The sequence below is a fragment of the Pseudomonas sp. 2FE genome, assembly GCF_005503735.1.
Lineage (GTDB): Bacteria > Pseudomonadota > Gammaproteobacteria > Pseudomonadales > Pseudomonadaceae > Aquipseudomonas.
Genome location: NZ_SCMO01000006.1, coordinates 23900 through 48926 on the forward strand (window position 1 = coordinate 23900; position 25027 = coordinate 48926).

Below are 25027 nucleotides of genomic sequence, written 5' to 3' on the forward strand. Positions count from 1 at the left end.
TTCGCAGCGCGTGAGGCGTTAGCCAAGCAACTTACTTGGCCCCGCAAAAGGGAAACCCCGCCGCCACCCTCGCAGATGGCGGCGTGGGGGTGACTCTTACTCGTCGTGGAGCACTGCCGCGGGTTTCTTTTCTTTGCTGAGCTTCGCCGCCGCCGACTCCACCAACAGGTAGAACATCGGAATCATGAAGGTCGCCAGGATAGTCGCGGCCAGCATGCCACCGATCACCCCGGTACCGATCGAGTGGCGGCTAGCCGAACCCGCGCCACTACTGATGGCCAAGGGTACGCAACCGAGGATGAAGGCCAGCGAGGTCATCACGATCGGTCGGAAGCGCAGCTTGGCCGCCTCCAGCGCCGACTCGTAGATGCCCATGCCTTGCTCCCGGCAGAGCACGGCGAACTCGACGATCAGGATGGCGTTCTTCGCCGCCAGACCGATCAAGGTCACCAAGCCGACCTGGAAGTACACATCGTTCTGGATGCCCCGCAGCCAGACCGCCAGGATCGCGCCGAATACCGCAAAGGGCACCGCGGTGACCACCGCCACCGGCAAGGTCCAGCGCTCGTACTGCGCGGCGAGAATCAGGAACACCATGATCAAGCCGAACACGAAGGCGGTACTGCCGGAGCCCTGGGACGCCAGCTCCTGGTAGGCCGAGCCAATCCAGCCGATGCTGTAATCTTCGCCCAGTACCTGATCGGCCACCTCCTGCATGGCCGCCAGCGCCTGCCCCGAGCTGTAGCCCTTGGCTGGTCCGCCGAGCACCTTGGCCGCCGGATAGACGTTGAAGCGCGCGTAGCTGTCTGGCCCGAGGATGCGCTGCACGCTCACCAGCGACGACAACGGCACCAGCTCATCGCTGGCCGAACGCACGTAGACCTGGCTGAGGTCTTCCGGCTTGCGGCGAAACTCCGACTCGGCCTGCAGGCTGACCTGCCAGGTCCGCCCGTAGAGGGTGAAGTCGTTGACGTAGTAGCTGCCGAAAGTCGCCTGCATGGCGGTGAACACATCGTTGACCGCCACGCCCAGGGCATGAGCCTTGGTGCGGTCGAGGTCGATGTAGTACTGCGGCACATTGGCGTTGAAGGTGCTGTTGAGCCCGGCCAGCTCGGGGCGTTTGGCCGCCTCGGCGAGGAACTTCTGCACCATCACTTGCAGCTGCTCGCTGCTGCCACCGCTGCGATCCTGGATATACGCCTCGAAGCCACCGGTGGTACTCATACCGGTGATCGGCGGCGGGTTGAACGACATCACCACCCCATCTTTTTGCTTCGCACCCATGGCCATGAACTCATGGATCAGGTTGCGCGCATCCAGTTCGGGCGTGGTCCGCTCGTCCCAATCCTTCAACGGCACGAACGAGACCCCGGCGTTGCTGCGAGTGCCGAAGGTGAGAATGTCGAAACCGGCGAAGGTCACCACATCCTGCACCGCCGGGTGCTTCATCAATTCCTCGGTGACCGCGCCGGTGACTTTCTCGGTACGGGTCAGCGAGGCCGCTGGCGGCAGGAAGTAGGCGTTGAGCACATAGCCCTGGTCCTCGTCCGGCACCAAGGATCCCGGCACCCGGCCAAACAGCACGACCATCAGCGCGATCATCCCGCCGAACAACAACAGACCAACCACCGAGCGCTTGAGGAAGAACTGCACCCCGGCGCCATAACCGGCGGTGGCGCGATCGAAGACCCGGTTGAACCAGCGGAACGGCGCCGCCGGCTCATGTTCGCCGGGCTTGAGCAGCAGCGCGCAGAGTGCCGGCGACAAGGTCAGCGCCACCACCCCGGAGACCATCACCGAGACCGCGATGGTGATCGCGAACTGCTGGTACATCTGCCCAGCCAGGCCGCCGAGAAAGCCGACCGGGATGAATACCGCACAGAGCACCAGCACGATCGCGATGATCGGCCCGGTCACCTCTTCCATCGCCTTGATCGCCGCTTCACGCGGGCCGAGTTTCTCGGTGCGCATCACCCGCTCGACGTTTTCCAGCACCACGATGGCGTCGTCGACCACTATGCCGATGGCCAGCACCATGCCGAACAGGGTCAACAGGTTGATCGAGAAACCGAGCAGGTACATGCCGGCGAAGGTGCCGATCAGCGACACCGGAATCGCCAGCACCGGGATCAGTGTGGCGCGCCAGTTCTGCAGGAACACGAAGACCACCAGCACCACCAGCAGCAGGGCCTCGAAGAAGGTGTGGATCACTTCCTTGATCGAGACCTTGACGAACTTGGTGGTGTCGTAGGGGATCTTGTAGGCGATGCCCTCCGGGAAGCGCTTGGCCAGTCGCGCCATGGTCGCCTCTACCGCATCGGCGGTGTCCAGGGCGTTTGCCCCCGGCTGCAGATAGATGCCGAATGCGGCGTTCTGCTGGCCGTTCAGCGAGGTCATCAGCGAGTAATCCTGGGCGCCCAATTCGACCCTGGCGACGTCCTTGAGCAACAGGCTGGCGCCGGTCGCGTCGGTGCGCAGGATGATGTTCTCGAACTCCTGCGGGTCGGTGAAGCGGCCCTGGGTGGTCACCGTGTAGGTGAAGTCCTGCTCCTGCTTGAGCGGCTGCTTGCCGAAGCTGCCGGCGGCGAACTGCGAGTTCTGCTCCTGGATCGCGTTGACCACATCGCTCGGGGTCAGGTCGTACTGCGCCAGCTTGTCCGGCCGCAGCCAGATGCGCATGGAGTAGTCCTTGGAGCCGAACTGACTGGCGTCACCGACCCCCGGCAGACGCTTGATCTCGTCGATCACGTTGATCAGCGCGTAGTTGCTGATGAAGATCGGATCGCGCGAGTTGTCCGGCGAGTACAGGGTGATCACCTGGAGGATGTCGGAGGATTTCTTCTCCACCTTCACCCCTTGCCGACGCACCTCCTCGGGCAATTTAGCCAGCGCCGCCTGCACCTTGTTGTTGACGTTGATGGTGGCCTGGTCCGGGTCGGTGCCGACCTGGAAATACACCGTCAGGCTCATGGCCCCACTGCTGTCGGAGTTGGACAGCTGGTAGATCATGTTCTCGACGCCGTTGATTTCCTGCTCCAGCGGCGCAGCCACAGTTTCGGCGATGACCTGGGAGCTGGCGCCCGGATAGGCGGCGCTGACCGAGACCTGCGGCGGCAGGATCGCCGGGTACTGGGCGATCGGTAGCGTGCGCATGGCGGCGAGGCCGGCCAGCACTATGACGATGGAAATGACCGTGGCGAAGATCGGCCGGTCGATAAAGAAGCGCGAAATCACGTGAGGCGCTCCTTAGGACTGTTTGGCGGGTTGGGGTTCAGGCTGTTTGGCGCTGGACTCGACCGCCTTGACCGGCTGATCGGGGCGCACCTTGGGCAGGCCCTCGACTATCACCCGATCGCCGGCGGCGACGCCGGACTCGATCACCCAGCGACCATTGGCGGTCTGCCCGGTGGCGACCTGGCGGATCCGCGCCAGCCCTTGTTCGTCGACCACATACACGAAGGTGCCACGGGGTCCCTGTGCCAGCGCGCGCTCGGGTACGGTCACCGCATTCGGCCGGCTGATGCCTTTGATCAGCACCCGCACGAACTGCCCGGGCAGCAGCTTCTGCTCGGGATTGGGCACCACGGCGCGGGCACTGACCGTGCCGGTGCCGGTATTCACGAAGCTGTCGGTGAAGTCCACCCGCCCTTCGAGTGGGTAGGCGCTGCCGTCGCCGAACTTGAGCACGGCAAACAACTTGCCGTCCGCCGGCAGCACCAGCTTGCCGCTCTGCACCCCGTCACGCAGGCGCTCGGCCTCGGTGTCCGGGTAGGCGAAGTTGACGTAGAGCGGATCGAGCTGGGTCAGTTGCGTCAGCAGGCTGGCGTTGGGGTCGGAGGCCACCACCAGGCTGCCCTCGGAGACGGTTTCCTTGCTGGTCATGCCGGAGATCGGCGCTTCTACCGTGGTGTAGTCGAGGTCGATCTGCTTGGCCTGCACCTCGGCCTTGGCCGCCTCGACATTGGCCTTGCTCTGCTCGAAGTTGGAGATGGCGTTATCCAGCTCACTCTCGCTGGCGTAGCCCTTCTTCTGCAGCTCGCGGATCCGCTTGAGATCGCGATCGGTCTGCCGATAGCGCGCCTCGGCCTGGGCCAGCGCGCCCTTGGCCTGCCCGAGAGCGGCCTGGTAGGACCTGGGGTCGATGCGAAACAGAACTTGCCCCTGCTTGACCCGACTGCCCTCATCGTAGGTGCGCTGCTGCAGAATGCCGCTGACCTGCGCCCGCACCTCCACCTCGCGGTAACCCGCGGTGCGCCCGGAGTATTCCAGCACCAGTGGAAAAGGCGCGGTGATTACCGTTTCCACCGTGACCTCGGGGGCGGGTGGGGCGGCGGCAGGGGCTTCGGCCGCCACTGCGTACTGTCCCAACGCGGTACTGAGCGCAAAAACCTTAAGGACAGAAGGAAGGCGACGAGCAAACAACATAGAGGTCTCCATGACAGCCCAAGGCGGGCGAAAGCAGCAGGGCAACGATGCTAATTACATACATTCATGCCTGTAAACAGAATATCGGCATTAAACTCATTACACTTAGTTTCCAAACAAGTAGCTCCCAAACCAGAGCCTAGCCAGAAATACCCTGACCGCCATGCGCCGCACTAAAGAAGAAGCCGAGAAGACCCGCAGCGCCATCCTCCTGGCGGCGGAAATGCTGTTTCTGGAAAAGGGCGTGGCCCACACCACGCTCGAGCAGATCGCCCGCGCCGCCGAGGTGACCCGCGGCGCGGTGTATTGGCATTTCCAGAACAAGGCCCATTTGTTTCACGAAATGCTCAATCAAGTGCGTCTGCCACCGGAGCAACTGGCCGAAGTCCTGTCCAACTGCAACGAGCAGGAGCCCCTGCAGATGCTGCGCAATCTCTGCGTGGAAGCCCTGGAGAACCTGGCACGGGACGAGCAGAAACGGCGCATCTACACCATCCTGCTGCACCGCTGCGAGTTCACCGACGAGTTGCGTGAGGCCGAAGACCGCCACAAGGCCTTTATCAATCAGTTCATCGCTCTCTGCGAGGAGCTGCTGAGCCGTGCCGCTGCGCGCGGCCGCCTGCAACCGGGCATGACCCCACGCCTCGCCGCCCGCGCCCTGCACGCGATGATTGTCGGTCTGTTCAGTGACTGGCTGCGCGACCCGACGCTGTTCGATCCCCTGCAGGACACCGCCGCGCTGATCGACGCGCTGTTCCGCGGCTTGGCCCGCGACTGGCCAGGCAGCAACGATCAGACCGCAGTAACTGCGTAGCCTTCGGCCTGAATCGCTTGCAGCACCTCAGCCACCGACAATTGGCTGGCCACCCGCACCTCGCCCGCGGCGAGATCCACCTGCACCTCGGCCCGCGGATCACGCGCCTGCAGCGCCTGGATGATGGCCCGCACGCAGTGTCCACAAGACATGCCCTGCACCTTGAACCTTTGCATCCTTAGCCTCCTGGGTGAACTGCTCGCTAACACTTGCACTGGTTAAACCTTGCACTTTAAGCATCGACCTTGCCACCTGGGCAAGGTCAAGGGCCCGCCACCCAGCATCAGCCAGCATAAAGGCTTGACCTTACCCAGGGGTCAAGGTTGATCCTGTGGACGAACTCAGAGGAGATCGGCCCATGTCCAGCTTGACCGCCTACGACCTGCCCATCGCCGGCATGACCTGCGCCAGCTGTGTCGGCCGCGTCGAACGGGCGTTGCAGAAGGTGCCCGGGGTACAGCGCGCCAGCGTCAACCTGGCCACCGAGCAAGCGCGCATCGAGGCGGCCGATACCGACCTGCCGGCGCTGATCGACGCGGTGGAAAGCGCCGGTTACCAAGTCCCCAGCCAACGCCTGGAACTCGCCATCGAGGGCATGACCTGCGCCAGCTGTGTCGGCCGCGTCGAACGCGCCCTGGAAAGAGTCCCCGGAGTGCGCGCGGTGAGCGTCAACCTGGCCAGTGAGCGTGCGCATCTGCACATGCTCGACGGCCTCGACAGCGGCCTGCTGCTCCAAGCCATCGAGGCCGCCGGCTATCACGCCGAAAAACTGGATGACCGCCACCCCGCCAGCATTCCCGAGCAGCACCTGCGGCACGAACGCTGGGCCGTGCTGCTGGCGATTGCGCTGGCGCTGCCACTGCTCGCCCCGATGCTGCTGGAAGGCTTTGGCTTGCACTGGCGGTTGCCGGCCTGGGGCCAGTTCGCCCTGGCCACGCCGGTGCAGTTCATCCTCGGCGCGCGCTTCTATAAAGCCGCCTACAAAGCCGTGCGCGCCGGTGCCGGCAATATGGATCTGCTGGTCGCGCTGGGCACCAGCGCGGCCTATGGCCTGAGCCTCTATCAGTGGTGGACGGCTCCCGTCGGCGCCATGCCGCACCTGTACTTCGAGGCCGCCGCCGTGGTGATCAGCCTGGTGCTGCTCGGCAAATACCTGGAAAGCCGCGCCAAGCGCCAGACCGCCAGCGCCATCCGCGCCCTCGAAGCGCTGCGCCCGGAGCACGCCATCCGCCTGCGCGACGGTCACGAAGAGCGGGTCGCCATCGCCGCGTTACGGCTGGACGATCTCATCGTGGTCAAACCCGGCGAGCGCTTCGCGGTCGACGGTGACGTCATCGAAGGGCAGAGCCACGCCGACGAGGCGCTGATCAGCGGCGAAAGCCTACCGGTGCCCAAGCAGCCCGGCGACCCGGTCACCGCTGGCGCCATCAACGGCGAAGGCCGGCTGTTGGTGCGCACCCGCGCCCTCGGCGGGGAAACCGTGCTGGCGCGGATCATCCGCCTGGTGGAAGACGCCCAGGCGGCCAAGGCGCCGATCCAGAAGCTGGTGGACAAGGTCAGCACAGTCTTCGTCCCGCTGGTGATCGCCATCGCCGCCGCCACGCTGCTCGGCTGGCTATCGCTCGGTAGCTCGCTGGAAAGCGCGCTACTCAACGCCGTGGCGGTGCTGGTGATCGCCTGCCCGTGCGCCCTCGGCCTGGCCACGCCGACCGCGATCATGGCCGGCACCGGCGTGGCCGCGCGCCACGGCATCCTGATCAAGAACGCCGAAGCCCTGGAAGTCGCCCATGCGGTCAGCGTCATCGCCTTCGACAAGACCGGCACCCTGACCTCGGGCAGCGCGCAAATCGTCCACCTCAGTGCGGTCAACGGCGACCCAGCGGAGCTGCTGCAACTGGCCGGCGCCCTACAACGGGGGAGCGAACACCCGCTGGCCAAAGCCGTGCTGGATGCCTGCCGCGAACGCCGCCTTCGCCTCGCCACTGTCGGTGCCAGCCAAGCGCTGGCCGGTCGCGGCATCGCCGGCAACCTGGACGGTCGCCAACTGGCCCTGGGCAATCGCCGGCTGTTGGCGGAAAGCGGCTTGCCGGCCGGCGCACTGGCGGCCTCGGCGCAAGCCTGGGAGGCCGAGGGCCGCAGCCTGTCCTGGCTGATCGAACAGGCGCCGCACCCTCGGGTGCTCGGCCTGTTTGCCTTTGGTGACAGCCTCAAGCCGGGCGCCGCGCAGGCCATCCGCCAGTTGAACGCCCGCGGCATCCGCAGCCACCTGATTACCGGCGATAACCGCGGCAGCGCCCGGGTGGTGGCCGTCGCCTTGGAAATCACCGAGGTGCATGCCGAAGTGCTACCCGCCGACAAAGCCGCGATAGTCGCCCAACTGAAAACAAGCGCCGTGGTGGCGATGGTCGGTGACGGCATCAACGACGCCCCGGCCCTGGCCGCCGCGGATGTCGGCATCGCCATGGGCGGCGGCACCGATGTGGCCATGCACGCGGCCGGCATCACCCTGATGCGCGGCGACCCGCGGCTGGTGCCGGCGGCGCTGGACATCAGCCGGCGCACCTACAACAAGATTCGGCAAAACCTGTTCTGGGCCTTCGTCTACAACCTGGTCGGCATTCCGCTGGCGGCTTTCGGCCTGCTCAATCCGATGCTCGCCGGCGCCGCCATGGCCCTGTCCAGCGTCAGCGTGGTGAGCAACGCGCTGCTGCTGAAAACCTGGAAACCCAAGGAATAACTTAATCCGTAGGGCGGTCTCGCCGCGTAGCGGCAGCCTGCCAACCAGCGGCGTACTACCCTGCGGGCGAGTACGCCCTACCGGGAGGCACCTCATGAACATCGGCCAAGCAGCCAAAATCAGTGGCCTGAGCGCCAAGATGATCCGTTATTACGAAGCCATGGGCCTGCTCAAACCGGCCAGCCGCAGCGACAGTGGCTACCGCCGCTACAACCCGCGGGACTTGCACAGCCTGGCGTTTATCAAGCGCTCACGCGACCTGGGTTTCTCGCTGGAGCAAGTCGGCAAACTGCTCGCCCTCTGGCAAGACCGCCAACGCGCCAGCGCCGATGTAAAAGCCTTGGCCCACCGCCATATCGACGAGCTCAACCGCAAGATCGCCGAGCTCAGCGGCCTGCGCGACACCCTGCAGGAACTGGTCGAACACTGCCAAGGCGATCAGCGTCCGGATTGTCCGATCCTTAAAGACCTGGCCTCAAATGGCGCTGGCCATTGAGCCGGCGGGTGAGGCCATGCTCCCAGACGCGGCGCCCGGTGGATAAAGCAAAGCTTATCCGGCCGACAAACGAAACAGGCGCCACAGCAGGTCTTTGGGCAGCACGGTGATCGCCAGCCCTGCGGGTTAGAGCTTTCGTGAAAGGCTTATTGCAGCCACGGCGGCGGTGGCGGCTCTGCGGCTTGCGCTGGGCCATCCACCTCGGCGCGGGCGGCCTGGCGGCGGAGTTCGTCCAGACGCGCCGCTTCGATTTCGCGGATCACGCCATCGACGTCGGCCAACTCCTCCGGCTCGTCGAATTCGCCGGTCAACGGGCTGAGGGGATGCAGCGTGCCGGCCTCGTACAAGGCCCACATTTCCTTGGCGTACTTGGTGGCTCTCAGCTCCGGGGCGAAACGGCCGAAGTAGGCAGCCATGTTGCCGACATCCCGCTCGAGCATGCTGAAGGCGTGGTTATTGCCCGCCGCGTCCACCGCCTGCGGCAGGTCGATGATCACCGGGCCGTCGGCGTCGAGCAGCACGTTGAATTCGGACAAGTCGCCATGCACCAGCCCGGCGCAGAGCATCCGCACGATCTGACGGATCAGGAAGCCGTGGTACTCGCGCGCTTGCTCCGACTCCATCACCACGTCATTCAGACGCGGCGCCGCATCACCGTAGCCGTCGGCCACCAACTCCATCAGCAGCACGCCTTCGAGGAAGTCATACGGCTTGGGCACCCGCACGCCGGCGTTGGCCAAGCGGAACAAGGCGGCCACTTCGGCGTTCTGCCAGTTGTCTTCCTGTTCCTTGCGCCCGTATTTGGAGCCCTTGGCCATGGCCCGCGCATCGCGGCTGTTACGCACCTTGCGGCCTTCCTGATACTCGGCGGCCTGGCGGAAGCTGCGTTTGTTCGCCTCTTTGTAGACCTTGGCGCAGCGCAGCTCTTTACCGCAGCGCACCACGTAGACCGCGGCTTCCTTACCGCTCATCAGTGGGCGCAGCACCTCATCGACCAGGCCATCCTCAATCAGGGGTTCAATGCGTTTTGGAGTCTTCATCGGCTTTTATCGCGGGTCCTTTGTTGCCAGGTTCGGGTGTTGCCAAGCTCAACGGCTGTCAAGTGCGCCATCCTCTCACAGCGCGCCGCAGATGCCGACCACTGAACGCATCGTCGCGCGCTTATGTGTTGAACTCAGGCGGCGAGTAAGTTTTACCGCAACGCCTCAGTGGTGTAGCGCACTTTGCATCGGCACGTGGCGCGGGCTAATCGGCCGCCGCCAGCTCGTCCTGGCGCTGGCGCCACTGCGGCAGGCCGATCAGCACCACCGCACCGATGATCACCAGCATCGCCAGCCATTCCGCACTGCCGATCCGTTCGCCGGCGAAGAGGATGCCGAGCAGCACCGCCACCACCGGATTGACGTAGGCATAGCTGGTCGCTGCCGCCGGGCGCACATGCTTGAGCAGGTAGAGGTAGGAGCTGAAGGCGATGATCGAGCCGAACAGCACCAGATAGGCCAGAGCGCCCCAACCGACGGCGCTGGGCATCTGCGTCAGCCGCTCGCCACTGAGCAGGCTAGCGATCAGCAGCGCCACGCCACCGGCGAGCATCTGCGCGGCACTGGCCATCGGCCCGCTGGGTAAGGGCAGTGACTTGCCCCACATCGAACCCAAGGCCCAACTGGCCGCGGCGAACAGAATCAACGCCGCACCCGCCGGGCTCGCCTGCAAGTTCGAGCCCAGGTTAAGCAAGGCGATCCCCACTAGGCCGAGGGCAATGCCGGCCCATTCCAGCTGGGTATTGCGCTGACCCCAGAACATCCCGAACAACAGGGTGAGCAGCGGCACAGTCGCCACCGCCAACGCCGCCACGCCGGAGGCTACGCCCCAATGTTCGGCCACCGTCACCCCGCCATTGCCACAGGCCAGCAGCAGAAAGCCGATCTTCCCGGCCGCGCGCCATTCACGCCCGGTCGGCGCCGGCACGCCGCGCCAACGCAGCCAGGCATACATCAGGCTGCCGGCGATGAGAAAACGGATAGCGGCCATCAACAGCGGCGGCCAGGACTCCACGCCGATGCGGATGGCCAGGTAGGTGGAGCCCCAGATCAGATACAGCGCGGCAAACGCGCCGAGCAGCAACAGGGGAAAACGGACGACAGGCGCGCTCATGTTCGACTCGACCAAGCGAAGAGGTGAGCCGATAGTTTATGAGGCTTAACCAGGACAGCTAATAGCGAACAAACGCTTATTTTCGTGCAAACTTTATTCTCGATGGTATTTTCAACAAATCGCCAACGATTCGAAAACCTTACGGGTATCAGCATGGATAAATATGACCGCCTGATTCTCACCGCCCTGATCGACGACGGCCGCCTGTCATTTGCCGAACTGGCGCGTCGGGTCAACCTGTCGCCACCCGCCGTCGCCGAGCGGGTGGCCAAGCTGGAAAGCAGCGGGGTAATCAGCGGCTATCAGGCCAATGTCGACGTCAGCAAACTCGGCCTGCCGATCGAGTGCATGATCGAACTGCGCCTCACCAACCATCAGTCGCACTCCAGCCTGGCGGAACTCGAACGCTTCCCCGAGCTGACCAGTTGCTACCGCGTGACCGGCGATGCCTGCGTGATCATGCACGCCGCCGTCGCCTCGATGAGCCAGCTGCAAGCGCTGATTGACCGGCTCTCGGAGTACGGCGCGAGCAAGACCTCGATCATCCTCTCCACGCCCTTCAATGGCCGGGTGCCGACTTCGCTGTTGCAACCAGGCAATGGCCAGCGCTGAGAGCCCAGCACGCGCCTATCGGTGGGCTAAAGCCCACCCTAGCAGTCCTCCACGGGATGCCGTGAAGAAGCAAAAAAAAGGCGGCACCGCCGAAACGGGCCGCCGCTCTCAAAAGGAAGAGAATCACGGAGTTGCTTACATCCTGTGGCCGCGCTGAACTGCGGCAACAACTGTTAGATTACTTTTCGATGATCGCGGTCACACCTTGACCGCCGGCGGCGCAAATTGAGATCAGGCCACGGCCCTGCTCGGCCACCGACAGCAGCTTGGCCAGGTTGGCGACGATGCGCCCGCCGGTGGCGGCGAATGGGTGGCCGGCGGCCAAGGAGCTGCCTTTGACGTTCATTCTGCTGCGGTCGATCGACCCCAATGGCTGCTCGAGGCCGAGTCGGGTTTTGCAGTACTCGGGGTCTTCCCAGGCCTTCAGGGTACAGAGCACCTGGGCGGCGAAGGCCTCATGGATTTCGTAATAGTCGAAGTCCTGCAAGCGCAGCTTGTTGCGCGCCAGCAGGCGTGGCACGGCGTACACCGGCGCCATCAGCAGGCCCTCCTGGCCGTTGACGAAGTCCACCGCCGCCGCTTCGCCATCCTTGAAGTAGGCCAGAATCGGCAGGCCGCGAGCCTTGGCCCAGTCTTCGCTGGCCAGCAGCAGCACCGCGGCGCCATCGCTCAGCGGCGTCGAGTTGGCGGCGGTCAGGGTGCCGCGCGGGCCTTGGTCGAACGCCGGTTTGAGGGTCGCCAACTTCTCCAGGCTGATCTCCGGGCGCAGGTTCTGGTCGCGGGTCAGACCCAGGAACGGCGTCAGCAGATCATCCTGCCAGCCCTCGGCATAAGCGGCCGCGAGTTTCTGGTGGCTGGCGACGGCGAGTTGGTCCTGTTCATCGCGGGGGATGGCCCAGGTCTGTGCCATCTGCTCGCAATGCTCGCCCATCGACAAGCCGGTACGCGGCTCGCCATTGCGCGGGAGATGCGGCGCCAGATGGCGCGGGCGAATCTTCAGCAGGGTTTTCAGCTTGTCGGCCGTGGACTGGCCGCGATTGGCCTCCAGCAGAATCTGCCGCAGCCCTTCGTTGACCCCGATCGGCGCATCGGAGGTGGTGTCGACGCCGCCGGCGATGCCGCTGTCGATCTGCCCGAGGGCAATCTTGTTGGCCACCAGGATCGCCGCTTCCAGGCCGGTGCCGCAGGCTTGCTGGAGGTCGTAGGCCGGGGTTTGCGGCGCCAGCCGCGAGCCCAGCACGCATTCACGGGTCAGGTTGAAGTCGCGCGAATGCTTGAGCACCGCGCCGGCCACCACCTCACCCAGGCGCTCGCCATGCAGGTTGTAACGCTCGATCAGGCCTTCGAGCGCGGCCGTCAGCATCTGCTGATTGCTCGCGGTGGCGTACAGAGTATTGGAGCGGGCGAAGGGAATACGGTTGCCGCCGACAATGGCGACCCGGCGCAGCTGGGTCATGGGTGACTCCTCGCGGGATAAGTGGGCACCAGACTAGCCGGCCGCGCCTGACTCGCATTGGCCGCCTCGCCGGCACCGCGAGCGGCCCAGCCAATTGCGCCATCAGCCGGGCTGCGTAGGCTGTACTCGCGAAGCAGTACAGCTTGCCGAGCGGCGGACTGTGCGCTTCGCGCCTGAGTCCGCCCTACGTGGCCATCGCATTGCGATCAACCACGCCCCCTGTCCGCGTGGCAGGTCTATTCTCGATTCGCCAGCAGGAGCCGACTGCCATGTCTGACCCTTATCTGAACTTCGCCAACTCCGCCATGGGCCGTCGCCTGGTCGGCGCCCTCGGCCTGCCCGCGCCGCTGCGTTTGGAGCGCTGGATGGCCGGACGGACTCGGCCGGTCGATGGTGCCCTGCTGATCGGCGGCGGAGTGCTGGCCGAAGCCGCCAGCAGCTGCCTGAAGCGCCTGACCGATGCCGCCTTCGCCCAGCAGGACGGCCAGTTCGGCCTGCGCCGCTGGACCGCCGAGCACGGCCCCAAACTCAAGGCCCTGATCTTCGACGCCAGCGGCATCGGCAGCGCCGAGCAGTTGCGCGAACTGCGCGAGTTCTTCCAGCCGGCCCTCAAAGGCCTGGGCCACTGCCCACGGGTGGTGGTGCTCGGGCGGCCACCGGAGTCGCTGCAAGATCCGTTCGCCGCCAGCGCGCAACGTGCGCTGGAAGGTTTCACCCGCTCGCTGGGCAAGGAAATCCGCCGCGGCGGCAGCGTGCAACTGCTGTATGTCGGCCAGGGCGCCGAAGATCAGTTGGAAGGGACCCTGCGCTTCTTCCTCTCGCCAAAAAGCGCGTACGTCTCCGGCCAGGTCATCCGCCTGGCCGCCTGTGCGGCGCAGGTGAAAGACTGGACTCGGCCGCTGGCCGGCTTGACGGCCCTGGTGACGGGCGCCAGCCGTGGCATCGGCGCCGCCATCGCGCAAACCCTGGCGCGCGATGGCGCGCAGGTGCTGCTGCTGGATGTGCCGCCAGTCAAAGACGCGCTCGACGCCCTCGCCGCACGCCTCGGCGGGCGCGGCATAGCCCTGGACATCTGCGCGGCGGATGCCGCGGCGCAACTGCTCGAAGCGCTGCCGGAGGGCGTGGATATCCTGGTACACAACGCCGGCATCACCCGCGACAAGACCCTGGCGAAGATGAGCGAGGCCTTCTGGGACTCGGTGATCGACGTCAACCTGCGCGCGCCACAGCGGCTGACCCAGGCCCTGCTGGAGGCCGGCAAGCTGCACGATAACGCTCGCGTGGTATTGCTTGCCTCGATCAGCGGCATCGCCGGCAACCTGGGCCAGAGCAACTACGCGGTCAGCAAGGCCGGCCTGATCGGCCTGGCCCAGGCCTGGGCACCGGCACTCGGCAAACGCGGCATCAGTATCAATGCGGTGGCGCCGGGCTTTATCGAAACGCAGATGACCGCCGCCATCCCCCTGACCATCCGTGAAGCCGGCCGGCGCATGAACTCCATGGGCCAGGGCGGCCTGCCCCAGGATGTCGCCGAAGCCGTGGCCTGGTTCGCTCAACCGAGCTCCGGGGCGGTCAGCGGGCAGGTACTGCGGGGCTGTGGGCAGAGCCTGTTGGGGGCGTAGGGCGGCCTCGGGAGCGCAGCGACCAGCCCGCCATGCCCAACGCCTGGCTCGAGTTCGTTGGCGTCCTGCTTCGCGAGTACCCCTACGTGCTGGCCCCAACCTAGGATTTACCGCGTTTTCTGAACTCCACCGGAGTCTCGCCGACCCAGCGCTTGAACGCCCGGTAGAAGGTGCTCGGTTCGGAGAACCCGGTGCGCTCGACTATCACTTCGATGCGCTCATCGGTCTTCAGCAGCAACTCTTTGGCCAGCCGGCAACGGTAGTCGGTGACCAGATCGTTGAAGCGCACCCCGGCCATGGTCAAGCGTTCACGCAGCCGGCGCGGCGGCATGTGCAGACGCCCGGCGACCTGTTCCAAGGTGGCGCCGCTCTCGACCAACAGCTCGCCGATCAGCTCGCGCACCTTGCGCACCAGATCCAGACGCTCCACCTCGGCCAATTGCCGGCGCGCCAGGGACTCGTGCATCCGCAGCAATTCGGGGGCGGCGTGGCGGGAGGCTTGGTCCAGTACGGCGGCGTCGAACAGCACGGCATAGCGCTTGGCCCCCAGCTGCGCGGGGCAGCCGTAGACCTCGAGGTAACGTTCAGCCGGCGCGCCCTCGTGGTGCATCAAGTGCACGGCGTATGGCCTGAAGTTGCCCTCGGTCAGCGCGCCGAATAGGCGAATCACCGCACCGGCGAACATTTCCGGAAAATGTCGCGGCCCCCCGGCCATCATGCCGAGCACCAGGGTGGCGCGCTCACCCTCGACTTCCAGCTTGGCGTTCAGGGTGTCGGAGAGCAGACGCACATAGCGCAGGGCATGGCGTAAACCCTCGCCGAAGGTTGCGCTGGAGAGGAATAGGTACTCCAGCAGCAGGCCATGGAAGGCCGGCAGATGCCGCGCCAAATACAGGCCGATGTGCTCCTGGCCGCACTCGGCAGCGGCGGCCTTCCAGAACAGCGTCTGGGCAGAATGGGGAAAGCGGCCGGCGGGTAAGCCACCGGGGGGTAAGCCGACACGCACCAGCACCCGATTGGGGTCGGTTCCACTGGCCCGCAGGGCGTCGATCGCCGGGCGCAGCAGCGCCACATCGTCGGTCAGATCACGCAGCATTTTTAGGGTTCTTATTGTCCGTGGGGCGCGGCCATCTTAGGCAGCTTTGGCCTTCCGGCTCAAGGCGCGAATCACCGGCGCAGACCGATTGGCTCGCCTGCCAGGCGCGCACGCCGCGCGGCCAATGTAGCCGCGGCGCGGCAGACTAAGCTGCTGGCATCTGCACCAGGAGATTATCCATGGCCACCGCTTGGCTCGACCTGCCCACCCCGCCGGCACTGCCCGGCCTGTTCGCCCGTGCCGCACTACGCCATGGCGTAACCGGGCAGAGCCTGCCCAACGGTGGCCTGCGCTGCTCGATCAGCGTCGATCCAGAGCATCTGGCGCGTTACCGGCAAATCTGCGGCTTTAGTGACGACGGCCGGTTGCCGCCGACCTACCCGCACATTCTCGCCTTCGCGCTGCAAATGCAGTTGCTCACCGAGAAGGCCTTCCCCTTCCCCTTGCTCGGCCTGGTGCACCTGGAAAATCGCATCCGCGTGCTGCGCCCGCTCGGTGGCCTCGGCCCGTTCAGCGTCAGCGTGCAGGTGGAAAACCTCCAGCCCCACGAAAAGGGCGCGGTCTTCAGCCTGATTACCCGTCTCGAAGACCAGCTCGGCCTGCTCTGGGAAGGCGACAGCCGCATCCTCTGCCGGGCCCTGCGCCTGGATGGCCAACCCACCCAGCGCGCCGAGGACGAGCCGCTGGCGCTGGACGAAATCGCGCGCTGGCAGGCGCCAGCGGATATCGGCCGGCGCTACGCCAGGGTGGCGGGCGACTACAACCCGATCCATCTGTCCGCCCTCAGCGCCAAGCTGTTCGGCTTCCCCCGCGCCATCGCCCATGGCCTGTGGAACAAGGCCCGCGCGCTAGCCGCCCTCGGCGAACGGTTGCCGGCGACCGGTTATCTGGTCGAGGTGCGTTTCCAGAAACCGCTGTTGCTGCCCGGTGAAGCCACCCTGCTGGCCAGCGCTGTGGCGCCCAGCGGGCAGTTCAAACTGCAAGGCCAAGACGGCATCCCGCATATGAACGGTAGCTGGCGAGCGATCTAGCTGCGTGAAACAATGCGCCTCTGCCCCGGAGAGCCGCATGAACCTCGAAGAACTCACCACCCGCTTGCACGCCATTCGCGACAGCAATGACTGGCGCGGCTTCCACAGCCCGAAGAACCTGGCCATGGCCGCCAGCGTGGAGATGGCCGAGCTGGTGGAAATCTTCCAGTGGCTCAGCGAAGACCAGTCGCGGCGACTACCGACGGATCAGCTGGCACACGCAGGCCAGGAAGTCGGCGACATCGTGCTGTATCTGTTGCTGCTTTGCGCTGAACTCGGCATCGACCTGGAGCAGGCCGTGCGCGCCAAGTTGGCCGATAGCGAACGGCGGTTCGGCAAATGAGCGACAGACACTTCGATGAGCTGGCGACACGCTTCGCCGAGAAGATCTACGGCGGCGCCAAGGGTTCGATTCGGCTGGCGGTGCTTCAGGCCGACCTCGCCGAAATCCTGCCGGACCGCCCGCTGCGGGTGCTGGATGTCGGCGCAGGCCTAGGCCATATGTCGTTGTGGCTGGCCGAGCTCGGCCATCAGGTTACCCTCAGCGAGCCTGCCGAACCCATGCTGCAGGGCGCCCGCGAGCGCTTCGCCGCGGCTGGGCAGAGCGCGACCTTCATTCAGGCGCCCTGGCAGGAGTTGCTCGGCCAACTGACCGAACCCTACGACCTGGTGATTTGCCACGCGGTGCTGGAGTGGCTGGCCGAACCGCACGCGATCCTGCCGGTGCTGCACCAGTTGACGGCGGCTGGCGGCTGGCTGTCGCTGGCCTTCTACAACCGCGATGCGCTGATCTACCGCAACCTGCTCAAGGGCCACTTCCGCAAGCTACGCAAACACGAGTTTGCCGGTGAAAAACAAAGCCTGACACCGCAGCGGCCGCTTGATCCACGTGAGCTGGCGGCGCAACTCGACGGCCGCTGGCAGGTCGAAACTCAGAGCGGTGTACGTGTGTTTTACGACTATATGCCGGTGGAATTCCAAGCCAAAGCAGAACTGGTCGACCTGCTGGAAATGGAACTGGCGCACCGCCGCCACCCGAGCTTTATGGGCCTTGGGCGTTATTTGCATTGGGTCTGCCGCCCGCTCTAGCGGGTCGCTCCGCAGGAGGACGTGATGAATCGCCGTGTTTGTCTATTGGCCTGCTGCCTTAGCCTCGCGGCCTGCCAAGGCAGCAACCCCTATACCGCCAGCTCCAACCCGTTACCAGCGGCTCCGGCTCAGGCGGCTAATACGCTCGATCTCAGTGCTTACCCCGCCGCGCCACGCGATTACGGCCGCTACCGCAGCTGGGCGTGGCTGGATGGCCGACTACCGGCCGGCACCTCCTGGGCCAGCCCGGAACTCGTGCAGGAAACCCTCAGCACCAGCCTCGACCAACGCGGCCTGCGCCCTGCCCCACGAGGCGCCAAGGCCGACCTGCGCGTCAGCGCGGATATGCATGTCGAGCGCCGTTTGCGCCAAGTGCGGGATGACTACGGCAGCTATTACGGCTACGGCCCTTATGGCAACCCCTACGGCCTGTATGGCAGCGTGCCGCTGGTGCGCACCTACGAGGAGGAAGTCGTGGTGGTGCGCATCGAGCTGTTCGACGCCAGCAATGGCCAGGCGGTGTGGAGCGGCAGCGCCGAAACGGATAACCGCGGCAGTCAGTCGGAGCGCGCCACTGCATTGCGTTCCGCCGTACAGCAAGCCCTGAGCGACTATCCACCGAACTAGTGGGTTGGACGGTTGCTTGGTGCACTTATCGCGATGCCTGTAGGTTGGCGTAGAGCGAAGCGACAAAACGGCAGGAAAGCCGTTTTGCACAGCTTCAGCTGCCCGCAGGGCGAGGTGCATGGATGCACCTCATAAAACCCAGCAAACAGCGACTCAATGCTGCCTCGCTAGAGCCTCAAGGGCTCGCCGACCGGCCGAAAAACGCGGCTCATACGCCGTTGCAATCGGCGCTTGCCGTCGCCCTCCGCTTGCGCTTGGATAGAGGCTCTAGCCCCGGAGATGCCATCATGTCCCCCCGCTTTTTCTTAGTCCCCATCCTGTTGTTACTGGCCGCCTGCCAGACCGGCCAAGTCAGCCGTGATTACGACGCTACTCGCGATTTCGGCGCTTATCGCAGCTGGAGCTGGCAAGAACCGGCGTTGCAGTACCGGCCGGACGACCCGCGGATCAAAAGCGACCTCACCGAACAACGCATCCGGGCAGCGGTCAGCCAGCAGCTCGAGCAACGCGGTCTGCGCCCGGCGCCAGCCGGTACCAAGCCAGACCTCAAGGCCCAGGCCTGGCTGATCGTCGAAAACCGTCAGGATCAGGTCAGCACCAGCTACGGCGGGGCCTGGGGCGGTGACTGGAACGGCTATTGGGGTGGCCCGGCCTACACCGAGACGCGCCGCTACGACTACAAAGTCGCCACCCTCCAGGTCGACCTGTTCGACGGTAAGGACGGCAAGCTGGTCTGGCGCGGCAGTGCCGAGCAGGTCATGCCTAGCGCCCCGCCGAGCCCCAGCGAGCGCGAAGCGGCAATCCGCGAAACCGTCGGCAAGGTGCTGTCGCAATATCCGCCGCACTGATGGCTGAATACCCGAACACTAAGGAAGGACGACTAGGCTTGCCCACACAACTCAGCCACCGCCCGGCGACTGTCGCCGACCTCGACGACATAGTCGGCTTCCCACAGAGCCCGGACGAGCTGTTCTTCTGTTATCCCAAAGCCATCTGGCCGCTGACCGTCGGCCAGATGGCCACGGCGATGGCCGAGCGCCGCGCCAGCAGCGTGGTGCTGCTCGACGGCCGGGTTGCCGGGTTCGCCAATTTCTACCAATGGCAACACGGCGAATTCTGCGCCCTCGGCAACCTGATGGTGGCTCCCTGGGCGCGCGGCCACGGCGTGGCCAACTACCTGGTCGGGGTGATGGAACAACAGGCGCGGGAGCACTACAACGCCAAGCTGATGAAGGCCTCCTGCTTCAACGCCAACAGCGCCGGCCTGCTGCTCTATCCCAAGCTCGGCTACCAGCTCAGCGGCCTGGTCGAGCGACGCAATCGGCTCAATCAGCGCGTGGCCCTGCTGCAATTTAGCAAACCGCTCTAGCACGCGGCGCCAGGCACGCGCCTGGGCTGGCGTCGCGGAAGCAACGGCCGTAACCGTCAAGGGTCACAACCGCGCGGACAACCGCTAACCACTGGCCCAATCCGAGGCATACTCTGCGCCCCTCGCCTGCTGGAGATTGCCCATGCCCGCCCCCGCCTGGTGGCTGCTGACCCTGCCCTTTATCGCTGGCGCCTTTCTGCCGCTGCAGGCCGGCATCAACGGCCAGTTGGCCAAACAGGTTGCCAGTGTGCTGGCCGCCGCGCTGATTTCCTTTCTGATCGGCTCGCTGGCGCTGCTGTTGCTGGTCCTGCTGCAACGCGAGGTGCCAAGCCTGGCGGCCCTCAAAGGGCTGAGCTGGTGGCATTGGAGCGGCGGCCTGCTCGGTGCGTTCTTTATCACCACCGCCGCCTTCACCGGCCCTCGTATCGGCGCGCTGCTGTTTATGACCCTGGTGCTGGCCGGGCAACTCGGCATGGCGCTGCTGCTCGACCACTTCGGCTGGGCCGGTTTCCGCGAGACGCCGGTGAGCCTGGGCAAGATCGCCGGGCTGCTGCTGATAGTCGTCGGCATCTGGCTGATCCGCCGCGGCTGATTTCGGCAAAAGATGGCGCCTCGACAGCGCAAGCGACTAAGCTCGGTTCAGGCCGCATTTGTGATCTCAGCCCATGACCGACGCCGAGCTACCCCATTCGTCGCACGCCTTCCGCCTCTGGCGCGAGGCCCAGCACACTTACTCGCGCACCCGCCTGGGCGGCATCTATTACCTGCTGGCCTGGCTGCTGGTCTGGGGCTTCAGCGCCGCGCCGGGCGCGCACCTGCTGCTGGGCCTGGGCACCACGGCCTTCTTCGCCCTGATCATGGTCCTGCGCTGGCTGCACCGGCTGCCCGCCGGGTATGACGAAGACCGCCTGCGCCGCTGGCTGGGCCGGCAAGCCTGGCTGGTCTGCGGCAACGCCCTGGGCTGGGGCCTGGTTCAGGCCTGGACCCTGCAAGCCATCGACTTCGCCCCTTCGCAGTCGATCGCCGCCATCAACACCATCGCCATCAGCGCGGCGATGGTCTTCATCTTCTCGATGGATCGCAGTCGCGGCACCCTGGCCATCCTGCTGCTCTATCTGCCGGGGCTCGCGGTGCTCCTGCCGGATGCCGCGGCGCACCTCGGCGAGCTGGTGGCCCTGGCCTTCTTCCTCGGCTATCTGCTGCTGACCCTGGGCCACAGCCACCGCGAATACCTCAACACCCTGGAACTGGAACTGCGCCTGCTGGAACAGCAGGAGAGCCTGGATCACCTGAGCCGCACCGATAGCCTGACCCAACTGGGCAACCGCTACCAATTCAACAGTCTGTTCCAGACCTTGGTGGCCAACGCTCGGCGCGACGGCGAGCCCTTGTCGCTGGTGCTGCTGGATATCGACTTCTTCAAGCGGGTCAACGACGAGCATGGTCACGCCAGCGGCGATGCCTGCCTGAGCGCCTTCGCCATGCGCATGCGCAACGTATTCCGGCGCGACAGCGATGCCCTGCTACGCCTCGGCGGCGAGGAATTCGGCGTGTTGATGCCCAACACCACGCTGCAGCAGGCGCGGGAGTTGGCCGAACGTTTTCGCCAGGAACTGGCGCAGACCGGCCTCGACCTGAAAGGCCAGCGCTTGCCGCTGACCGCCAGCCTGGGCGTGGGCTGTTTCGATATGCTTCTGGACAGCGACGCCGAAGCCTTTTTCAAACGGGTCGACAGTGCCCTCTACCAGGCCAAGAGCAGCGGCCGCGACCGCCTGGTACTGGCGCCTGCGGGCTGACCGCCCCCGGCAGCCAGCCTGCGGGCTTTGGCCTACAGGCCGCGGTCAGCGCAGGTTCCGGGCCTGCAGTTGGCCTTGTTGCAGGGTCCAGGTCAGCAGTTGCCCGGCGAGCGCATTGCTGGCCTGGCCGAACGCCGCGACCACATCCGCCACCCGCGCGCTGCTGGCCGCCTGGCGCACCTCGAAGCGCCGCATCGCGACTATCTTGTGGCTAGCGCTCTGCACCAGCCGCACATCCAGGCGGATCACCACCTCGGGCTGCCCTGCGCGGTATTCACTCTGAAAGGCCCGCAGGTCGCTGACCAGTTCCAGGTCGGCCTGCAGTTGCCGGTCGTCGCTGCTGAGCGAGCTGATCCGGCCATCGGCCTGGAAGGTTTCGAGCAGACGGTCGCGCAGCAGCACCGGGCCGGCGTCGCTCCAGCGCGCGCCCTTGTAGCTGCTGATCAGGCTGCCGTGGGGCAGCACGGCAATGCGCGAGTTATCCAGCACCTGGTTGGCCTGCGGTTTGGCGACCCGCAGAGACCAGTCGACCGCAGGGCCCCCGCTGGCCTGAGGGCTAACGCCGCCGGGCAACAGGTAGACATCGTTCGGCTCGGCCTGCGGCAGCAGCGAGCAGCCTGACAGCAGGCCCAGCAGCGCACCCGCGCAGAGCACACTTAAACGGCAGCGCAAACCAAGCGGCTGCAGGGACGGCCTCATGGTTCAAACTCCTTGCTCTTGTCGCCGCCGAGCAGGTAGCTCGCCGGGTCTTCTTCGAGGCGGCGCGAAATCGAACGCAGCCCACTGAGGGTTTCCCGCAGCTCGCTGACCGCCGGGCCGATTTCACCCAAGCCCCGAATACCGGCGTTGAGCGAGTCATGGTTGTCGTTCAGCAAGTGCTCGATATTGCGACTGGCCCGCGCCAGTGCGGCCAGGGCCTGCTGCGCGCTGTCGAGCGCTGCCTTGCCCTGCTGGTCCAGCAGGCCATTGGCGGAGCGCATCAAGTGCGCACTCTGCTCGAGGGTCAGGCTCGCCTGTTTGCTGGCGCTGGCCAACTGCTGCAGCACTTCGCGAATGTCGTTGTGCTGCTCGGCGAGCACCCCGGTCGCCAGATCCAGATGCTCCAGGGTCCGGCTGATGCGCGCGGCGTTCTCCGGCGAGAACATCCGGTTAGCGCTGTCGACGAATGTATTGATATTGCTCAGCAGGTCTTCGCCATTGGCCAGCAGCGTGGCGATCGGCGAAGGGTCGGCGACTATCACCGCCACCTGGCCATTTTTGCCCGCAAGCGCCGGGCTATCTGGCGAGCCGCTGTTCAGCTGGATAAAGGCACCGCCGGTGATACCGGTCAGTGCCAGTTTGGCCCGCGTATTCTGCTTGATCGGCGTATCGCCAGCCAGACGCACGCGCGCCCACACCTTGCGCGGGTCCTGCGGGTCGAGTTTGAGCTGAACGACATCGCCGACCTTGATCCCGCTGTACTGCACCGCACTGCCCTTCGACAGGCCAGTCACCGCCTCGTTGAAGACAATGTCGTAGAGGGTGAACTCGCTGTCCGCGCTGGACTTGGTCAGCCATAAGCCGAACAACAGCGCGGCGGCCACCACCAGCACGGTAAACAGGCCGATCAACACATGATGGGCGCGGGTTTCCATATCAACGAGTCTCCGCCAGACGTGCGCCTGCCTGCTGGGCCGCACGGCCCCGTGGGCCATGGAAATAGGCGTGCACCCAGGCATCGTCAGCGGCCGCCACCGCCTCCAGGCTACCGACCGCCAGCACGCGTTTTTGCGCGAGCACCGCGACCCGGTCGCACAGGGTGTAGAGCGTATCGAGGTCGTGGGTGACGAGAAAAACCGTGAGGTCGAGCGCGGCGCGCAGGGTCAAAAGCAACTGGTCGAAAGCCGCCGCACTGATGGGGTCGAGGCCGGCGGTCGGCTCATCGAGAAACAGAATTTCCGGGTCCAGGGCCAACGCGCGGGCCAGCGCCGCGCGCTTGACCATGCCCCCGGACAGCGAGTCGGGATACTTATTCGCGGCACTGGCGGGCAAACCGACCAGCGCCAACTTCACCCCGGCCAGGTGCTCGGCGTCGGCGCGGCCAAGCCCGGCATGCTCGATCAGCGGCAGGGCGATGTTCTCGCTCACGGTCAACGAGGAAAACAGCGCGCCGGCCTGGAACAGCACGCCGAAGCGGCGCTCCAGTTGCGAACGGCGCTCGGCCGACAGGCTCAACCACTCCTCACCGAACACCTGCACGCTGCCGGAGGTCGGCCGCCGCAGGCCGACTATGGTGCGCAGCAGCACCGACTTGCCGGTCCCCGAGCCACCGACCACGCCGAGTATCTCGCCGCGCTGGAGATCCAGGTCGAGGTGCTCATGCACCGTCTGCGCGCCGAAGCGGTTGCCCAGGTCGCGCACCTGGATAATCGCCTCGCGGGCCACTGCGGGACTCGTGCTCACCAGCCCATCTCCATGAAGAACAGCGCGGCGACGGCGTCCAGCAGGATCACCACGAAGATTGACTGCACCACGCTGGAGGTGGTGTGGTCGCCGACCGATTTAGCGCTGCCACTGACTTTGAAACCCTCCAGGCAACCGATTAGCGCAATCAGGAAGGCAAACACCGGCGCCTTGGCCAAGCCGACGAGGAAATGCCGGACCTCGATATCGCGTTGCAGGATCGCCATGAACATCGCCGGCGAAATATCCAGCGTCAGCACGCAGACCACGGCGCCACCGATGATCCCCGCGAGCATGGCCAGAAACGTCAGGAGCGGCAGCGTCACCAGCAGCGCCAGCACCCGCGGCAGGACCAGCAACTCGATGGGGTTAAGGCCCAGGGTGCGGATCGCGTCGATTTCCTCGTTGACCTTCATCGAGCCGATCTGCGCGGTGAAGGCGCTAGCAGTGCGCCCGGCCATCAGGATCGCCGTGAGCAGCACGCCGAATTCACGGAGAAAGGCGAAGGCCACCAGATCGACGGTATAAACGCTGGCACCGAACCTGGCCAGCACCGTGGCGCCGAGAAACGCCACCACCGCACCGACCAGAAAGGTCAGCAGCACGACGATGGGCACGGCGTTCAGCCCGCTCTGCTCAATCTGTGCGACCAGTGCGGTAACCCGCCAGCTACGCGGCCGCAACAGGCTGCGCGCCAGGGTTTCCAGGGTCAGGCCGATAAAGGCCAGCAGCGCGCTGAGCAGCCGCCAGAGCACTTCGAGCGCACGGCCAATCTGGGCCAGCCATTCGAGCAAGCCCGAACGCTGCTGGGGTTTTTCCGGCGTGCCATCTTCCGTCAGTGCGCTGCCAACCGTTTGCAGCAGCGCGCGCCGCGCCGCCGCCAACCCCGGCGCACTGCTCGCCAGACTGAGCAAACGCTCGGCCCCGAGCAGCTCGGCCAACAGCGCCGCGCCGGCGGTATCCAGTGCACCGAGGCCATCGAGCAGCACCTGAGTCTCCGCGTCGAGGCCCGCGCGCAGTTCGGCGACTTCGCGGGCCAGGGCGGTGTAATGAGGCAGGGTCCAGTCCCCGGAGACAAACAGACTCGGCGGGGTAGCCGAGGCTTCCAGGCGGACGCTTCCTGCTTGCGGCACTCTAGTCATAGCTAGGTCTTTCTCGGCCGGGAAGTACGGCTGTGCTTTAGCGAACTCTGGCGCGACACCTGAAGCCCGGTCTAAGGCGGCGCCAGCTAAGCTTCAGTCAAGCACACTGCACTCGACCC

Annotated in this window: 24 protein-coding genes; 13 read left to right on the forward strand and 11 right to left on the reverse strand. The window is 65.5% G+C overall.

Annotated elements, in window-relative coordinates; translation table 11 throughout:
- Window positions 1-96: 96 nt before the first annotated feature.
- Together FFS12_RS11750 and FFS12_RS11755 are read right to left on the reverse strand one after the other, a co-directional pair.
- Window positions 97-3234 carry an efflux RND transporter permease subunit gene (locus FFS12_RS11750; protein WP_137886993.1) on the reverse strand — a complete coding sequence of 1046 codons (3138 nt, stop codon included), beginning with the start codon at window positions 3232-3234 and terminating at the stop codon, window positions 97-99.
- A 12-nt stretch (window positions 3235-3246) separates the two neighbouring features.
- Entirely contained in the window at window positions 3247-4425 is a 1179-nt protein-coding gene (locus tag FFS12_RS11755) for an efflux RND transporter periplasmic adaptor subunit (protein WP_137886994.1), read from the reverse strand.
- Between the two features lie 163 nt (window positions 4426-4588).
- On the opposite strand from FFS12_RS11755, the gene FFS12_RS11760 reads away from it, so the two are divergent.
- On the forward strand, window positions 4589-5239 hold the full coding sequence (locus tag FFS12_RS11760; protein ID WP_137886995.1) for a TetR family transcriptional regulator: 651 nt from the start codon (window positions 4589-4591) through the stop codon (window positions 5237-5239).
- Here FFS12_RS11760 and FFS12_RS11765 read toward each other — a convergent pair.
- Window positions 5218-5415: a heavy-metal-associated domain-containing protein gene (locus tag FFS12_RS11765; protein WP_137886996.1), complete on the reverse strand. Its 198-nt coding sequence runs from the start codon at window positions 5413-5415 to the stop codon at window positions 5218-5220. The two genes, FFS12_RS11760 and FFS12_RS11765, sit on opposite strands and share 22 nt — an antisense overlap.
- A gap of 182 nt (window positions 5416-5597) precedes the next feature.
- Here FFS12_RS11765 and FFS12_RS11770 point away from each other — a divergent pair, with 182 nt between their 5' ends.
- Both FFS12_RS11770 and cueR read left to right on the forward strand, forming a co-directional pair.
- Window positions 5598-7976 carry a heavy metal translocating P-type ATPase gene (locus FFS12_RS11770; RefSeq protein ID WP_137886997.1) on the forward strand — a complete coding sequence of 793 codons (2379 nt, stop codon included), beginning with the start codon at window positions 5598-5600 and terminating at the stop codon, window positions 7974-7976.
- Window positions 7977-8070: 94 nt separating this feature from the next.
- Entirely contained in the window at window positions 8071-8472 is a 402-nt protein-coding gene (gene cueR, locus FFS12_RS11775; RefSeq protein ID WP_137886998.1) for a Cu(I)-responsive transcriptional regulator, read from the forward strand.
- 146 nt (window positions 8473-8618) lie between these two features.
- Here the strand turns inward: cueR and FFS12_RS11780 are convergent, their stop codons facing one another.
- Window positions 8619-9512, reverse strand: a complete 894-nt coding sequence (locus FFS12_RS11780) for a PA4780 family RIO1-like protein kinase (protein WP_137886999.1) — start codon at window positions 9510-9512, stop codon at window positions 8619-8621.
- Between the two features lie 205 nt (window positions 9513-9717).
- Window positions 9718-10626 carry a drug/metabolite exporter YedA gene (gene yedA, locus FFS12_RS11785; RefSeq protein ID WP_137887000.1) on the reverse strand — a complete coding sequence of 303 codons (909 nt, stop codon included), beginning with the start codon at window positions 10624-10626 and terminating at the stop codon, window positions 9718-9720.
- A 153-nt stretch (window positions 10627-10779) separates the two neighbouring features.
- Between yedA and FFS12_RS11790 the strand changes: the two genes are divergently transcribed.
- On the forward strand, window positions 10780-11238 hold the full coding sequence (locus FFS12_RS11790; protein WP_137887001.1) for an Lrp/AsnC family transcriptional regulator: 459 nt from the start codon (window positions 10780-10782) through the stop codon (window positions 11236-11238).
- 178 nt (window positions 11239-11416) lie between these two features.
- Here FFS12_RS11790 and FFS12_RS11795 read toward each other — a convergent pair whose 3' ends face one another.
- Window positions 11417-12694, reverse strand: coding sequence for an acetyl-CoA C-acetyltransferase (locus FFS12_RS11795; RefSeq protein WP_137887002.1), 1278 nt, complete (start codon window positions 12692-12694; stop codon window positions 11417-11419).
- 269 nt (window positions 12695-12963) lie between these two features.
- Here FFS12_RS11795 and FFS12_RS11800 point away from each other — a divergent pair, with 269 nt between their 5' ends.
- Window positions 12964-14316: a 3-oxoacyl-ACP reductase gene (locus FFS12_RS11800; RefSeq protein ID WP_137887003.1), complete on the forward strand. Its 1353-nt coding sequence runs from the start codon at window positions 12964-12966 to the stop codon at window positions 14314-14316.
- Between the two features lie 100 nt (window positions 14317-14416).
- Here the strand turns inward: FFS12_RS11800 and FFS12_RS11805 are convergent, their stop codons facing one another.
- The gene (locus tag FFS12_RS11805) at window positions 14417-15409 is read right to left on the reverse strand and encodes an AraC family transcriptional regulator (protein ID WP_137887116.1); all 993 of its coding nucleotides are present in this window, start codon (window positions 15407-15409) and stop codon (window positions 14417-14419) included.
- A gap of 182 nt (window positions 15410-15591) precedes the next feature.
- On the opposite strand from FFS12_RS11805, the gene FFS12_RS11810 reads away from it, so the two are divergent.
- The 8 genes from FFS12_RS11810 (at window position 15592) to FFS12_RS11845 (ending at window position 21324) form a co-directional block, all read left to right on the forward strand.
- Window positions 15592-16443, forward strand: coding sequence for a MaoC/PaaZ C-terminal domain-containing protein (locus tag FFS12_RS11810; protein ID WP_137887004.1), 852 nt, complete (start codon window positions 15592-15594; stop codon window positions 16441-16443).
- Between the two features lie 37 nt (window positions 16444-16480).
- Window positions 16481-16786, forward strand: coding sequence for a nucleotide pyrophosphohydrolase (locus FFS12_RS11815; protein ID WP_137887005.1), 306 nt, complete (start codon window positions 16481-16483; stop codon window positions 16784-16786).
- Window positions 16783-17532, forward strand: a complete 750-nt coding sequence (locus FFS12_RS11820; protein WP_137887006.1) for a methyltransferase — start codon at window positions 16783-16785, stop codon at window positions 17530-17532. The genes FFS12_RS11815 and FFS12_RS11820 overlap by 4 nt, the downstream gene beginning before the upstream one ends.
- 24 nt (window positions 17533-17556) lie before the next feature.
- Complete coding sequence (locus tag FFS12_RS11825; RefSeq protein ID WP_137887007.1) at window positions 17557-18159, forward strand: DUF4136 domain-containing protein; 603 nt, start codon at window positions 17557-17559, stop codon at window positions 18157-18159.
- A gap of 287 nt (window positions 18160-18446) precedes the next feature.
- Complete coding sequence (locus tag FFS12_RS11830) at window positions 18447-19007, forward strand: DUF4136 domain-containing protein (RefSeq protein WP_137887008.1); 561 nt, start codon at window positions 18447-18449, stop codon at window positions 19005-19007.
- A gap of 38 nt (window positions 19008-19045) precedes the next feature.
- Window positions 19046-19528, forward strand: coding sequence for a GNAT family N-acetyltransferase (locus tag FFS12_RS11835; RefSeq protein ID WP_137887009.1), 483 nt, complete (start codon window positions 19046-19048; stop codon window positions 19526-19528).
- A gap of 142 nt (window positions 19529-19670) precedes the next feature.
- The gene (locus FFS12_RS11840; RefSeq protein WP_137887010.1) at window positions 19671-20120 is read left to right on the forward strand and encodes a DMT family transporter; all 450 of its coding nucleotides are present in this window, start codon (window positions 19671-19673) and stop codon (window positions 20118-20120) included.
- 73 nt (window positions 20121-20193) lie between these two features.
- The gene (locus FFS12_RS11845) at window positions 20194-21324 is read left to right on the forward strand and encodes a GGDEF domain-containing protein (RefSeq protein WP_137887011.1); all 1131 of its coding nucleotides are present in this window, start codon (window positions 20194-20196) and stop codon (window positions 21322-21324) included.
- Between the two features lie 45 nt (window positions 21325-21369).
- On the opposite strand, the gene FFS12_RS11850 is transcribed toward FFS12_RS11845, so the two are convergent.
- The 4 genes from FFS12_RS11850 to FFS12_RS11865 are packed head-to-tail and all read right to left on the reverse strand — an operon-like array spanning window position 21370 to window position 24908.
- Window positions 21370-22023: an ABC-type transport auxiliary lipoprotein family protein gene (locus FFS12_RS11850; RefSeq protein WP_137887012.1), complete on the reverse strand. Its 654-nt coding sequence runs from the start codon at window positions 22021-22023 to the stop codon at window positions 21370-21372.
- Complete coding sequence (locus FFS12_RS11855; protein ID WP_137887013.1) at window positions 22020-22958, reverse strand: MlaD family protein; 939 nt, start codon at window positions 22956-22958, stop codon at window positions 22020-22022. Before FFS12_RS11855 ends, FFS12_RS11850 begins: the two co-directional genes overlap by 4 nt.
- 1 nt (window position 22959) lies before the next feature.
- Complete coding sequence (locus tag FFS12_RS11860; RefSeq protein ID WP_137887117.1) at window positions 22960-23748, reverse strand: ABC transporter ATP-binding protein; 789 nt, start codon at window positions 23746-23748, stop codon at window positions 22960-22962.
- A gap of 14 nt (window positions 23749-23762) precedes the next feature.
- Window positions 23763-24908: an ABC transporter permease gene (locus tag FFS12_RS11865; protein WP_137820379.1), complete on the reverse strand. Its 1146-nt coding sequence runs from the start codon at window positions 24906-24908 to the stop codon at window positions 23763-23765.
- Window positions 24909-25027: the final 119 nt, after the last annotated feature.